Below are 13,778 nucleotides of genomic sequence, written 5' to 3'. Positions count from 1 at the left end.
GGTCGTTAGCTCAGTTGGGAGAGCATCGCCCTTACAAGGCGAGGGTCACTGGTTCAAGTCCAGTACGACCCACCATTTACTTTTTGAAGCAAAGAGCATCGCAACTCTTTACAACGAAAAGGCTCGGTGGTTAAGTTCAGTAAAACCAACCATTTAATCTGAAAAATTTATATGTGGGTCGTTAGCTCAGTTGGGAGAGCATCGCCCTTACAAGGCGAGGGTCACTGGTTCAAGTCCAGTACGACCCACCACATATAAACACTTCATAAATACTTGCTTTAAATCTTCTTTATTTTATTTCTAATTTTCAAAAGCATCGCCACTCTTTACAAAACACAGGCTCGATGGTTCAAGTCCAGTACGACCCACCACATATAAAACCTCTTTATTTTATCTCTAGTTTTCAAAAGCATCGCCACTCTTTACAAAACACAGGCTCGATGATTCAAGTCCAGTACGACCCACCACATATAAACATTTTCTTTAAAGGCTTCCTTATCTACCTTTAGATTTCAAAAGCATCGCCACTTTCTATAAAACATAGGCAAATGGTTTAATTTCACCCACTGTTCAACAAGCCTAAATACCTAAAAGCTGATCTTTCATACTTCTCGCATTTTCGACAAAGACCTTAGCCAAACTTTTAATAGCAGCAAAAGCTGTAATTTGCCTTGTCAGCAGCTAGACTGTTTATTATAGTCACTGTTAATGTCACTCGGTCGCAAGTCTAATGCCTGCAAAGATTTTTTCGAAAGCCAAAATTTTAATAGTCGAAGAGCAACCACTTGCTCAAAGCTATATGAAACAATCATTAGAGGGGTTGGGGTTTCGTCAGTTACGTTTTGCAGAGCATGCCAACTCAGCAAAAGAGCAGTGCCAAATAGAGCAGTTTGATCTAATTGTTTGCTCTTTTAATCTGAGTAAGCAACAAGATGGCTATCAGCTATATGAAGAGCTGAAAATGAAGCGCCTTATTAAAAACTCCACTGGCTTTATTTTTATTTCTGCTGAAACAAGTGGCTCTCTTGTACACAGTGTCTTAGAGCTGCAACCTGATGATTTCCTTGTTAAACCTTTCACTATCAATGAATTAAAAAATCGTATCGAAAAAGTACTGATGCGAAAAAATAATTTACATCAGGTATATCAACTTATTGATGACGAGAACGATTCAAAAGCAATAAAAAAGATCGACGAATTATTACAAAACAAAAGCCACAGTTTTAGTGCTATTTTACTTAGACTAAAAGGCGATGCCCTACTTCGACTAAAACGTAATGAAGAAGCTAAAACCTTTTTTAAATCTGTTCTTGATATTCAAAAATTCACTTGGGCAAAAGTAGGCTTAGTTGAAGCTTTGATTGCATGTAATGAGCATTCACTTGCACAGCGAATGTTGAAAACGATGTTACAACGCAGTGAAACTCGTTTAGTTGCTCTGGACCTGCTAAGCCGACTAGAAATTAAACTTAATAAGTATGATGAAGCTCAACAACTAATTAGCCAAGCTGTTGATATTGCACCACGTAACATTAACCGTCAAAAAGCTTTGAGCCATGTATCCTTACTTAATCATGATTATGAAAAGAACTATTTAACACAAAAAGATATTGCGACTTACGCAAAATTTTCTATTCATGATCATCCTGATATCTACCTTAATGCGGCACGCGCAGGTATCGATTTTGCGCTAACGACTGATCAAAGCGATCAGATAAACCGAATATCTAGGCAGACTAATCAATATTTAAATGATTTAAAAAAGCAATTTCCCAATAGTAATAATCAAACTCAAATTGATGTACTAAATGCTCGATTACATTACTTAAAAGATGAACACCAAAAAGCAAAAGCGCTTATCAATCAACTTGATGAGAGTGATACACAAATTCGTTCTGTTGATGGTGCCCTCGACAAAGCCAAAGCATTCCATGAATTAGGTTTTCATCAAAAAGCGCAAAGGCTTTTTAACCAAATTATTGACCATTGCGAACGTCACCCATCTGTCAGTGATCCTGTTTATTTAAGATATATTCAACAGCAACAAACAGAACGTCGAGATATCAAGTTAGGCCCTAAAGAGCTTAACAACCATGCAGTAACCCAGTTTAATAAAGGACAACTCAATACAGCTCTTGAAGCCTTTACGCAAGCATTTAGGGTTATGCCCAAAAATGCCAGCATCGCACTTAATTTATTACAATGTTTGTTCGATACTAATAATCAAGGCCAGTCTTTTAATTTATCACTTGCTAGAAAATGCTTTACTTTACTTGCTAGCCAAGAGCTCGAATATGAGCAAGCAATACGATTTGAAAAAATTAAAGCACAAGCTGATAAGTTAAATATTAAGTTAACGGAGTAACCGAAAGATGGCACCGCGTTTGTCAAAACTTATCAAGCCTTTTATTACAGCAGCGATTTTTTTTTACAGTGCCAACAGTTTTGCTTCCTCTACACTGCATTACTGGCAACAAGCAAACATAGATTGGCGCAGTGAAGCCGGAAGTCATATAAATATTCTTGCAGACGAACAACCAGCATTCACAGCGTTAAAGCCTTATATACCATTATTTGAACAGCTAACGGGGATCTCGGTTGGCTTTCATGCCTTAGAACAATCACAAATGCGAGCGCGCCGCCATCAAGATTTGAGTGAGGGCTTAGGCTTGTACGATGTATTGCCTATGGGAATTACTTTTTTAGGAGAAGCGCAAAGCCAAGGTTGGATAGAGCCTCTTCAACCCTATTTAGATAATCCCAAGATAACTGATAAAACATGGTATCAGCTAGACGACATTAGCGATCGAAGCTTAGCACTATGTAAGATCAATGATATTTTGTATTCATTGCCCTTTGATTTTTCGGCGCCAATCTATTTTTACAGAAAAGATCTATTTGAACGGTTTAACCTTAAAGTACCTGATACTTATGAAGAGCTCTACGCTACAAAGATAAAGTTACAACGCGCTATTGATGCAACGCCAGATCTTATTGGAATGCATGCATTTGCGGCGCGCACATTGCCAGGTGCGGGGCTAAACACCTGGACAGTTTTGCCAGTAATGCGTGCATACGGGGCACAAGTTATCGATGAGCAAAATATGTCTGTGTTTAATAGCACTGAAACAGCGCAGAGTCTAAGAGTGTACCGAGATTTAGCGACAGGGTAAGGAAATCCTGATAATAGCCGCTTGCTGCACTTTTATGAAATCCGCCGCTTATTTAAACAAGGTAAGCTGGCATCCGCATTTTTAGCTTCCCATTTTTACAATGAAATAGACACAGCTGAAGAGTCTAATATTTGGAATAAATGGGAAGCAGCCCCTTTGCCCAAAGGTCCCATAGCAAGAGAAACCTCCCCTTGGGCATGGGCGTTTGCTATAAATAGCAAGTCCAACAAAAAAACTGCGGCTTGGCTTTTTATTCAATGGGCGACAAGCGAGCAAACGTCATCGCTACTTAGTACTGGCGGCTCCCCTCCCAGAAAAAAAGTGTGGCACGAAAAGTTGTTTACCTTGGTAAATAAACCCGGGTTTAATACTACAATGTTGTGGGTATTTGATCATGCCACAGCTGATCGCCTACAAGCTGGAATGGTAGAGTTCCCTGTCATTGGTGAAATTATCTCGCAAGCATTTAGCCAAATATTCTATGGTGCAGATATAAACCAGACAATTAAAACAACTGATAAAAAAATTAATGAAACAATGCACACATTCAAGTCAAGGAGTGAAAACTAGCAATGAGGATAAGCATTGCCCACAAAATTCTGATGATAATCGGATTCACCATTACCCTCATTTTAGGGGCGAGTACCTCATTGCATGTGATGGAGTTAAAAGAACAAACACTTCTAAACATGAGTGAAAAAGCAGATGCTATTGTGTCCCCTATGCTGTCAGAGATAAAAAAGCTAACGAAAGATAATAGTGTCGGTAGTTGGGTGATGAAAGTTCAAGGTATCTCCTTAAAAAATATTCTAAAAAATAATACATTTGATGATCTCAAAACTATTTACTTTATCGATCAAAATAACTTTATTGCTGCACACCCTGATAACAGTAAGGTTGATACTTTAGAAACTAACCAGCAAATCCTGAAGCAATTGAACCCTGCACTAAACACAATCATTCCACTGGATGAACAATATGTAGTTTCGGTCCCCATTAATAGTTACCAAAACGAAAATATTGGCTACGTGATTGTTAGTTTTTCAGATACTGACTTAGCTGCAAAGACAAAAGCTATCATCAGCAATGCTGTTTCATTATTTGCGATATACTTACTCACAGCGCTCATCATTGCTTACATCATTATTCGAAGAATCATTTTGCAGCCCATTGAGCAGCTAGTCGAGTTTTCGCATGCAGTGACCACAGGTGATTTAAATTGCCCTATAAATATTAAAAGCCAAGACGAAATTGGTACTCTTGCAAGTGGTTTTAAAATGATGCGTGCTGCAGTTAGGCAACAAATCAATAGTATGCATGAGCAACATAGCTTACTTGAAGAAACCGTTGCTAAACGCACCCAAGAGTATCTTGATGCTAAAGAGCAAGCTGAGCAATCGAATCAAGCTAAGAGCCGCTTTTTAGCTAATATGTCGCATGAATTAAGAACACCACTTAATGCCGTATTGGGCTTTAGCCAATTATTACAAGACAGTGAAACTGATAAAAATAAGCGTCGTTATCTAGAAGCTATTTCAATATCGGGTAACTCATTACTTAACGTATTGAACGATATTCTTGATTTATCAAAAGTGGATGCCGGTAAAATGCAACTTGATATTGATCGAGTTGAGATCCCTACCATGTGTCACGAACTCAACATGATGTTCTTACAATTAAGCGCTCAGAAAGATCTTGAGTTACAAGTTACTGCTCATCCTGATCTAACAACACCTGTGCTGCTAGACAGTAATAAACTTCGTCAAGTACTAACAAACTTAATCGGTAATGCTATTAAATTCACCTCGCAAGGTAGTGTAAAAGTGTTTTTTGATTTTAAAGCGCATAATGACAATAGCCATATTGATATTAAAGTACATGTTAAAGACACAGGTAAAGGCATTCCTAGTGATCAACAAGAGCTCATTTTTAATGATTTTGAGCAAGTACAAGGGCAACGTAGCTCTGAGTTTGGTGGCACAGGACTTGGCTTAGCTATTTCATTGCGCTTTATCAAGTTAATGGGTGGAGAGTTATCGGTGATCAGCGAAAAAGATCGAGGCAGTGAATTTATTGTGTCGATACCGAATGTTGAATTAGCCGAATCTAAAAACGAAGTTGAACATCGTAATTACCCTGCTATATCAAGCTATCATTTTAATCCAGCGCGCATTTTGATTGTTGATGATATTCCTTACAACCGGGAATATTTAGAATCCTTCTTATCACGCTGGAGCTTTACAATAGATACAGCTATTAATGGTGAAGATGCTCTAATGAAAATTGAGCAAAACCAACCTGACCTTATCATAATGGATTTAAAAATGCCGGTAATGGGTGGATTAGAGGCAAGCCAGTTAATTCGCAGTGATGATCGTTTTAAACATATTCCAATAATCGCGGTAACGGCTTCAGCGATAAGGGATGATAAGGTGCAATCAAGTATTTTGACTGACTACATTATTAGCAAGCCAATTTACCGTGAGCACCTTATTTTTATCATCGCACAGTATTTAGATTAATCACGTTTTTTCATCGCTATGGCATTCATGCAATAGCGCAGACCACTAGGCGCTGGGCCATCAGGAAATACATGGCCCAAATGCGCGTCACAGACATTGCAAATCGCTTCAATACGCTGCATACCATGGCTAGAGTCAGCTACATAAGCAATGCTTTCAACACTGCTAGGCTGAGTAAATGACGGCCAACCAGTGCCACTGTCGAACTTTTCATCACCATCAAATAATAAATTGTCGCAACAGACGCAGGCATATTGACCAGGTTCAAATATCGTACATGAATCAGAGCTGTGCGGACGCTCAGTCCCTTTTAAACGAGTAACATAGAATGCATCTTGTTCGAGCTCAGCTTGCCACTCAGATGGTGACTTTTCGACTCGACGCGGAGGTGTTGGGTTACCGTTATGGGCAAACTCTAAAATATCTTGCCAAGTTAACATAGTGCTCCCTCAAGGTTGAATACAACTATTGCACAGTACATCACAAGCACAGCCAAGAGCAAGTGGCATTAATTCGCTTGTAAACGGATATCTATTTGCGCACGTTCGCGCTCAGAAAGCAGTTGCGATAAATGGCTATTAATTTTGTCACTACTAACACTCAATACTGCTGTGCTTTTTTGTCCGTTGACGTCAGTAATATGGATAATACCTTCACCCACTTCAATCTGCTTAATTTGACCAATTAACACAAACTCAGCCTTGCGTTTAAAATCAAACAGCCCAGAAAGGCTAATGAGTGCTAGCTGATTAACATCGCGTTTTAATAAGTCAGTAATGGGGTTACGCGCTACAAATAGCGGCGTCACTCGATAAATGCTTGATAGTGTTATAAAGCCCCATAACATCACAAACAGTGAAAATGCAGCACTGTGCCAAAGTGGCGTAAATACCCATATAGCGATTAATACGAATGCGATAGTAAATGAGATTTTTGCTAAAAGCTTATTAATTGCCAACATATTGCTGCCCTATTTTTTTGTTATTGGATCTGGCCAATCATTGAAAAAGACAGACAAGTATCTGCTTTTTAATAAATATAACAGTACCCATAACACCAGTACCATTTGGCAAGCTAAGAACAACGAAAACTGATAGTGGCTGTGAGCAGCCTGATAGGTTAACCAACTTAAATCTGTGATTGCACATAGAATTAATGGCCAGCGCATATAACGCCAAATCGACGCAAAACGTTTTGCACTATCTGGGTTTTCTTGTGGCCGGCGCAAGCAAAAGATCACCGCAGGTAATAAAGCAATCGCAGCAATGGCAATAGCGATAAAAAAATCAGCTTTAGATTTAAAGAACAACGACATGATATCTAGATCAGGGCGACGACTCAGCGCCGCCATCAGCCAAATAAAATAACTACGCAAAAGCACAAGTAAGGTTAAGTGGAACGCCACAGGCGTCCGGTAAGTGCCGTGTTTATCCCAGTATTCTGGGCCGTAGCGATTCATATTTGGTTCTTCTTATCAGCAATGATGCCAAGTACCAAAAAGGCTGCTGTAAGTGTAAGCGCCAGCCATTTAACACCGAGTAGCATTAGCAATTTACTTAAAAAAGGCGTCACAAACACCACAAGTAAGCCCATACCAAACCCTGTGACCAGCACAAAGCAAAGCACACGAATAATAAAGTGACGACGCGCCACAAAGCGCTTGGTCACTTTAATAATATCGTTTGCATACAAGGATATAAAACACACCACCAGCAATAATGAAATATTGTAAAGGTGTGGTTGTAGCCAACTGCCGATTGTTAAAGCAACTGACGACAATGCCTGCAATAAACTATCCATTGTGCTCACTTAAAAGCGCAATGAGGTCTGCCTCTGTTAATACATCAATGCCTAAATCTTGTGCTTTGGTTAATTTTGAGCCCGCTTTTTCGCCCGCGATCAGTGCATCTGTTTTCGCCGAAACACTGCCCGACACTTTCGCACCTAACGCTTGTAAACGTGCTTTTGCATCATTACGGTTAAGCTCACTCAATGTGCCGGTCAGTACGTAGGTTAAACCCGCTAATGGCTGCGCATCGGCACTTGGGGCTGTTAGCGCGGGCCAGTTAATACCTTGCTCAATTAGCGCGTTAACCACGTCCATATTATGCTCTTCAGTAAAAAAGCCACGAACGTGCTTGGCAACAATTTCACCTACGTCGCTTACTTCAGTTAACGCATCAACACTTGCTTGGGTGATTTTTTCTAGGGTTAAAAAATGGTTTGCTAGGTTTTGCGCTGTTGCTTCACCAACCTCGCGAATACCTAACGAATATAAGAATTTAGCTAATGTTGTTTGCTTAGCTTCTTGCAGCGCGTTAACTAAGTTCTTAGCAGACTTAGGGCCCATTCGCTCAAGTGATTCAAAATGACCTTGTTTAAGGGTAAATAAATCAGCAGGTGTTTTGATAAGCTCACGATCAACAAGCTGATCAACAATCTTGTCGCCTAGCCCATCAATATCAAGCGCTTTACGTGACGCAAAGTGCTTAATGGCTTGCTTACGCTGCGCTTGGCAAACTAAGCCACCTGTACAACGGGCAACCGCTTCACCTTCAATGCGTTCCACATGTGACTCACAAATTGGGCATGTAGCAGGGAAAACAATATCTTTGGCGTCTTCAGGACGGCGCTCAAGCACAACTTGGGTAATTTGCGGGATAACATCACCTGCTCGGCGAATAATTACTGTATCGCCAATTTTAACGCCTAAACGGGCAATTTCATCGCCGTTATGAAGCGTTGCGTTAGACACGGTCACGCCTCCCACAAATACCGGCTCTAAACGTGCAACAGGCGTAATTGCGCCAGTACGGCCTACCTGAAACTCAACATCAAGTAATTGTGTGATTTCTTCTTGTGCAGGAAATTTAAAGGCAATAGCCCAGCGCGGCGCACGTGCCACAAAGCCTAAACGCTCTTGCAGCTTTTTGTCGTTTACTTTAATTACCACACCGTCAATTTCGTAAGCCAGCTCACTACGACGTGCTAAAATGTCTTGGTAATAATCAAGTGCAGCTTGCTGTCCTTCAACCAGTTTAGTTTCTGGGCAAAGTGGTAAACCCCAATCTGTCAGTTTAGCAAGCTGTTGGTAATGATCTTCTGGTAACTGACCATCCGCAACAAGCCCTGTACTGTAAGCGTAAAACATCAGCGGGCGTTTTGCTGTTACTTTAGAATCAAGCTGGCGTAAGCTACCTGCAGCAGCATTGCGCGGGTTTACAAATACTTTCTCGCCACGTTTGTCGGCTTCACTGTTAAGCTTGGCAAACCCGGCACTATCCATAAATACTTCACCGCGCACTTCAAGCTCTGCCGGGAAGTCATTGCCACGTAACTTAAGCGGCACATTACGTATTGTTTTCACGTTTTGGGTGATGTTTTCACCCACCATGCCATCACCACGGGTAGCTGCTTGCACTAACACACCGTCACGGTAAATAATCGATACTGCAAGACCATCAAGCTTTGGCTCACAACAAAAAGTTAACTCACTGCTGTTCATTAAACGTTCTTTAATACGGCGATTAAAGGCAGCAAACTCCTCTTCAGAAAACGCATTATCAAGTGACAGCATAGGTACTTGGTGAGTGACTTGCTCAAACTTATCAAGTGCAGCACCACCAACTTTTTGTGATGGCGAGTCAGGGCTTTGGAACTCTGGATTAGCTTGCTCAAGAGCGCTTAATTCACGCATTAAACGGTCATATTCAGCATCAGGAATGCTTGGTGCATCCAGCACATAATAATTATGGTTATGCTCTTCTAACTGGGCTCGAAGTTGGCTAATTTGCTCAAAGATAGGGCTGGACATGAAAACCTCAAAAATCTACATAAAAAAGCCACTTAGACGACTTAACGCCAAGTGGCCTAAAACTTATTATCTGTGCGTGCGATTAAGCTGAGAAGCTGCGAACTTTCTCAACATATTCACGTACGCTTTCAACCGTCATCTCTTCACGGTTGCTATCTAAAATAGTCGCACCAAATTCATCAGCTAGCTTTTTAGCTGCACTGTGCAACATATTAAATGCACTTAAACCGTCACCATCACATGGTAAGGTCATAAATAAACTGATACCCGCTGTACTAAACTGCTCCATGTTATCGATATCAAACGTACCTGGGTTATACATATTCACTAAACGAAATAACACCGGACCTGTACCAGCAGGGTCTAAATGGCGGTTAAAGAAGCCCTCTTCAGAATACTTAAAGCCTAACATATTAACGGCTGGCAATAGCTGGCTGCCATTCATAACTGCATCTTCAGGCATCTGCAAATGCACAATAATGAAGTCAGTTGGAGCTTGTGCTTCTTGCTCTTCGTCAGTTTCAGTCTGCTCTGCTTCAGGTGATTCTGAAATCTCATCTGAAACAACGGGTTCATCATTATGTTGCGCGGAAAAGCTTAAATCTCCAAACTCAGGCTCGTCACGTTCTTGCGACTGAACTGGAGCAGGCTCTGATATCTCAGAAGTTGTTTCATTCGGTTCGACCCGTTCTTGCGCTGGCGCATCTGGACTGTCCTTTTTACGCACCGACCATAAGCCGTGAATTAATAAACCACCAATGACAAATACACTGATTACGATTAAAGCCCATCTTAATTCTTCGGCCATCCCCTCACCTTTATTATTTGATATGCCTAACTAAATTTATGCATGTGCCATTTGCACAGCTTGTTCTATATCTACAGCAACCATTCGTGAAACACCCGGTTCAGCCATAGTTACACCGGTCAATCTGCCTGCCATTTCCATGGCAATCTTGTTATGACTGATATAAATAAATTGTACTGATTGTGACATCTCTTCTACCAAACGGCAAAAACGACCCACATTTGCATCATCCAATGGCGCATCCACTTCATCAAGCATACAGAATGGAGCTGGATTGAGCCTGAATATTGAAAACACTAATGATAATGCGGTCAGCGCTTTTTCTCCACCACTAAGCAGGTGAATTGTCGAATTTTTCTTGCCTGGTGGCCTTGCCATGATGCTTACCCCACTTTCGAGTAGATCATCACTGGTCAATTCAAGGTAGGCACTACCACCGCCAAACACTTTCGGGAATAATTCCCCAAAGTCTGTATTTACTTGTTCAAACGTGGCCTTAAAACGATTTTTTGTTTCTCGGTCAATTTTTTGAATCGCCCCTTCAAGGGTATTTAACGCTTGTGTTAAATCATCAAGCTGCTGATTTAAATAATCACTACGCTGCTTGGCCTGCTCAAATTCATCAATTGCTGCTAAGTTTACTGCGCCAAGCTCATTTAAAGCTTGGGTGGTTTTAGTCAACATAGCTTGCATACTATTTAAATTGGCACTGTCAGGCAGTTCTTCAAGTACTGTTTTTAAATTTTGTTCCAGTTCTTCAAGTGGCTCTAACGCAGCTTGTGCTTTAACGATTAAACTTTGCTCATCCAGTGCCAATGCTTGCAACTGCTCTTGTAATGTAACCAACTCAGATTGCGACGATTTCAGCGCTGTTTGCTTATCAGCAAGCTCCTTTTTAGCTTGACTCAAGGCCGCTTGCAAGTTTTTCAGCTCAACGTCACTTTGTTGATGCTTTTCAAGCAATAGCATGATTTGCTCTGCCACCTCTTCAAGCGGGATCACTAACTCTTCTAGTTGCTCATTAAGTTCTAACACAGCCTCACTTGCAGCACTTTGGGCTGCATTGGCGTGTTGCAATTTGGTTTCGCTAAGTTGACACTCACTGCGAGCTTTTTGCTCAGCCAAATTTGCTTGGTGAGCCTGCGTTTTATATTGCTCAAGCTGAGACGCAACTTGGCGATAGTTGTTATTTGCCTCAGTTTGTCGTTGTTTAGCCTGCTCGAGTTCTGTTTCCAGCGTTAATTGCTGTTCTAGCAATTGCTCAAGTAAACTCTGCTGGGCTTGTTGCTGCTCATCGGCATTTTGCTTTTGCTCAGCCAGTAAGGTTTCACGCTGTTGTAACTTAACAAGCTGGTTTTGCCACTGCGTTTGCTGCTCAAGCAACATATCGCGTCGAGTGCTAGCCGATGCAATCTGCTGAGCCGCTTGGTGAATTCGCTCTCTGTGTTGCTCTTTGTCAACGATGAGCGTTTTCTTATATGCCAGATGCTCGTTTAGCAATTGTTGCTTGGTTTCTAATTGCTCGTTGAGCTCTTCATCTAACTGCTGTGCATCGCTAAGCTGAGCATGCTTTAAAAGCAAAGAATTGTCGGCGTCTTTATTGGCATCGGTGTGAAAGTTACGACCATGAATACAGCCTTCTTCATCAATCACTGCCAGCCAATATGGATCCGCCAAAATAGCGTCATCAAAACAAGGTTGAAATGCAAACCGTGCTAATAAATCAGGGTAAGCACCCGATTCGATATAATTAGCTAATGACTCTTTTGGTAACTCATCATCAGATGCAGGCCAAACACTGTTAGCCTCTTTATGTTGACTGACCTTTAGATGCTCAAGGCCAAGTAGGGCTTGTTCAACTAACGGCTCAAAGCCTGGTGTCACTTTTAGCTGCGCTAATAAAGAAACACTCCCGCTATCAGCTTGCTCTGATAACAAAGAGTTAAGCGCTGCAATACTGGCTTTGTTTTCATTACTATGCTGTTGAACCCGTCTAAAATCTTGCTCTAAATGCTGTTGCTCTTTATCAGCTTGTTCTAGATTCTGAGTGAGCTTATTAAGCGCACTTTGCTGCTGAGCAAGCTCTTTAGTCAGTGTTTGAATATGCTGTTGTTGCTCAGCAATTTGCGCTGCAACAGGAGTTGCTTCAAGCTCACTAATTTCAGCGGCAAGTTGTGCCTGCTGAGATTCAAGTTGCGCAAGAGTCTGTGCAAAGTGAGCCTGTTGACTCTTTGCAACGGTAATATCACTAGCATGAGTTTGATTCTTTTGTAAGGTGCTTTGGTATTGCTCATCAGCACTTTGTTTAAACTGATGTTGTTCAGCAACTTGTTGCTCTACTTCTGCAACTTGCTCAGTGCACAGTAAACTTTGCTCAATCGCTTCTTGTAGCAGCTCTTGTAACATTACAGCCGATGCATGTTGCTCTTCTTGCAGCTCTTTGTTTTGTAACTGCAGTTGTTGCTGTTTGATAAGGTTTTGGCTAAGTGTTTGCTGTTGCTGCTTTAGGCTAATATGTTGCTGCTCTTTGCGCGTTAACTCAGTGTGTGTTTGATGCTGAGTCTGCTGGGCGTCTTGCAATTTTTGCTGCTCAAGCTGCACCTGATTTTCAAGACTTGCTAACACATCATCATGGCCAGAATGCGCTTCTTTAAAGAACTGGATTTGCTCTTTAAGTTTATTGATTTGCTCGGCTTTATCGATTTGTTGTTGGTGTAGCTTCTGCCACTTTAAGACCGCAATTTGTCCTTTTAAGGTGCGCTCAGTGGCTTTTAACTCTCGGTACTTTTTTGCATCGACTGATTGCACTGCAAGCTTATCGAGCTGTGTTTGTAACTCTTGCCTTACATCGAGCAAACGTTCAAGGTTTTCGCGGGTACTTTTAATGCGGGTTTGTGTCTCACGACGACGCTCTTTGTATTTTGAAACGCCTGCGGCTTCTTCTAAAAAAACTCGTAAATCAGCCGGTTTACTCTCAATTAAACGCGAGATCATACCCTGCTCTATAATCGCATAGCTGCGCGGGCCAAGACCTGTGCCTAAAAAGATATCGGTAATATCACGCTTACGGCATTTACTACCATTTAGAAAATAAATTGACTGGCCATCACGGGTCACTAAGCGCTTAATCGCCACTTGGTTTCGATCAGCAAAGGTATTCGGAAGATGGCCACTGGTGTTATCAAACACCAACTCAACAGAGGCTTGCGAAATAGGTTTTCGATTAGTAGAGCCATTAAAAATAACATCGGTCATGGCATCGCCACGTAAGTTTTTAGCTGAGCTTTCACCTAGCACCCAACGCACTGCATCGATGACATTTGATTTGCCACAGCCGTTCGGGCCGACAACACATGTCATCTGATCAGGAAATGGGATCTTAGTGGGTTCAACAAACGATTTGAAACCCGCTAATTTTATGGTGCTTAAGCGCATCTAATTGTTTTACCGATTTTTATTGT

At 41.3% G+C, this 13,778-nt stretch carries 9 protein-coding genes, 1 tRNA gene and 1 pseudogene; 4 read left to right on the top strand and 7 right to left on the bottom strand.

Annotation, left to right across the window (positions count from 1 at the left end):
• Nucleotides 1-175: 175 nt before the first annotated feature.
• From QL229_RS03995 to QL229_RS03980, 4 genes and pseudogenes are all read left to right on the top strand, one after another.
• A tRNA-Val gene (locus QL229_RS03995) sits at nucleotides 176-251 on the top strand.
• A 479-nt stretch (nucleotides 252-730) separates the two neighbouring features.
• The gene (locus QL229_RS03990; RefSeq protein WP_138557820.1) at nucleotides 731-2,365 is read left to right on the top strand and encodes a tetratricopeptide repeat-containing response regulator; all 1,635 of its coding nucleotides are present in this window, start codon (nucleotides 731-733) and stop codon (nucleotides 2,363-2,365) included.
• Between the two features lie 7 nt (nucleotides 2,366-2,372).
• Nucleotides 2,373-3,743, top strand: a pseudogene (locus QL229_RS03985) (extracellular solute-binding protein).
• Between the two features lie 2 nt (nucleotides 3,744-3,745).
• Nucleotides 3,746-5,695 carry an ATP-binding protein gene (locus QL229_RS03980; RefSeq protein ID WP_135925422.1) on the top strand — a complete coding sequence of 650 codons (1,950 nt, stop codon included), beginning with the start codon at nucleotides 3,746-3,748 and terminating at the stop codon, nucleotides 5,693-5,695.
• Here the strand turns inward: QL229_RS03980 and msrB are convergent.
• The 7 genes from msrB to QL229_RS03945 all read right to left on the bottom strand — a co-directional run bounded on the left by msrB (nucleotide 5,692) and on the right by QL229_RS03945 (nucleotide 13,752).
• Entirely contained in the window at nucleotides 5,692-6,135 is a 444-nt protein-coding gene (gene msrB, locus QL229_RS03975; protein ID WP_138557822.1) for a peptide-methionine (R)-S-oxide reductase MsrB, read from the bottom strand. The two genes, QL229_RS03980 and msrB, sit on opposite strands and share 4 nt — an antisense overlap.
• A gap of 68 nt (nucleotides 6,136-6,203) precedes the next feature.
• The gene (locus tag QL229_RS03970) at nucleotides 6,204-6,656 is read right to left on the bottom strand and encodes a hypothetical protein (protein WP_135925427.1); all 453 of its coding nucleotides are present in this window, start codon (nucleotides 6,654-6,656) and stop codon (nucleotides 6,204-6,206) included.
• 9 nt (nucleotides 6,657-6,665) lie between these two features.
• Nucleotides 6,666-7,154: a DUF2919 domain-containing protein gene (locus QL229_RS03965; RefSeq protein ID WP_138557823.1), complete on the bottom strand. Its 489-nt coding sequence runs from the start codon at nucleotides 7,152-7,154 to the stop codon at nucleotides 6,666-6,668.
• Nucleotides 7,151-7,495 (bottom strand): DUF3392 family protein, encoded by a 345-nt coding sequence (locus QL229_RS03960; protein ID WP_138557824.1) that lies wholly within the window; start codon nucleotides 7,493-7,495, stop codon nucleotides 7,151-7,153. Before QL229_RS03960 ends, QL229_RS03965 begins: the two co-directional genes overlap by 4 nt.
• The gene (ligA, locus tag QL229_RS03955) at nucleotides 7,488-9,509 is read right to left on the bottom strand and encodes an NAD-dependent DNA ligase LigA (protein WP_138557825.1); all 2,022 of its coding nucleotides are present in this window, start codon (nucleotides 9,507-9,509) and stop codon (nucleotides 7,488-7,490) included. Before ligA ends, QL229_RS03960 begins: the two co-directional genes overlap by 8 nt.
• Before the next feature lie 82 nt (nucleotides 9,510-9,591).
• A complete protein-coding gene (zipA, locus tag QL229_RS03950; RefSeq protein WP_135925435.1) occupies nucleotides 9,592-10,317 on the bottom strand; it encodes a cell division protein ZipA in 726 nt (241 codons plus the stop codon).
• Between the two features lie 36 nt (nucleotides 10,318-10,353).
• Nucleotides 10,354-13,752, bottom strand: coding sequence for an AAA family ATPase (locus tag QL229_RS03945; protein ID WP_281546496.1), 3,399 nt, complete (start codon nucleotides 13,750-13,752; stop codon nucleotides 10,354-10,356).
• Nucleotides 13,753-13,778: the final 26 nt, after the last annotated feature.

The sequence above is a fragment of the Pseudoalteromonas sp. PAR1 genome (assembly GCF_947311895.1).
In the GTDB taxonomy this organism is placed as follows: Bacteria; Pseudomonadota; Gammaproteobacteria; order Enterobacterales; family Alteromonadaceae; genus Pseudoalteromonas; species Pseudoalteromonas lipolytica_C.
Note: the sequence above shows the minus strand (reverse complement) of the source record. Positions and strands in the feature narration are given on the sequence as shown.

Excerpts from the sequence above, each read along its gene's own strand:
- QL229_RS03990 (WP_138557820.1), top strand. The coding sequence starts at position 731 with ATGCCTGCAAAGATTTTTTCGAAAGCCAAAATTTTAATAGTCGAAGAG.
- QL229_RS03980 (WP_135925422.1), top strand. The coding sequence starts at position 3,746 with ATGAGGATAAGCATTGCCCACAAAATTCTGATGATAATCGGATTCACC.
- msrB (WP_138557822.1), bottom strand. The coding sequence starts at position 6,135 with ATGTTAACTTGGCAAGATATTTTAGAGTTTGCCCATAACGGTAACCCA.
- QL229_RS03970 (WP_135925427.1), bottom strand. The coding sequence starts at position 6,656 with ATGTTGGCAATTAATAAGCTTTTAGCAAAAATCTCATTTACTATCGCA.
- QL229_RS03965 (WP_138557823.1), bottom strand. The coding sequence starts at position 7,154 with ATGAATCGCTACGGCCCAGAATACTGGGATAAACACGGCACTTACCGG.
- QL229_RS03960 (WP_138557824.1), bottom strand. The coding sequence starts at position 7,495 with ATGGATAGTTTATTGCAGGCATTGTCGTCAGTTGCTTTAACAATCGGC.
- ligA (WP_138557825.1), bottom strand. The coding sequence starts at position 9,509 with ATGTCCAGCCCTATCTTTGAGCAAATTAGCCAACTTCGAGCCCAGTTA.
- zipA (WP_135925435.1), bottom strand. The coding sequence starts at position 10,317 with ATGGCCGAAGAATTAAGATGGGCTTTAATCGTAATCAGTGTATTTGTC.
- QL229_RS03945 (WP_281546496.1), bottom strand. The coding sequence starts at position 13,752 with ATGCGCTTAAGCACCATAAAATTAGCGGGTTTCAAATCGTTTGTTGAA.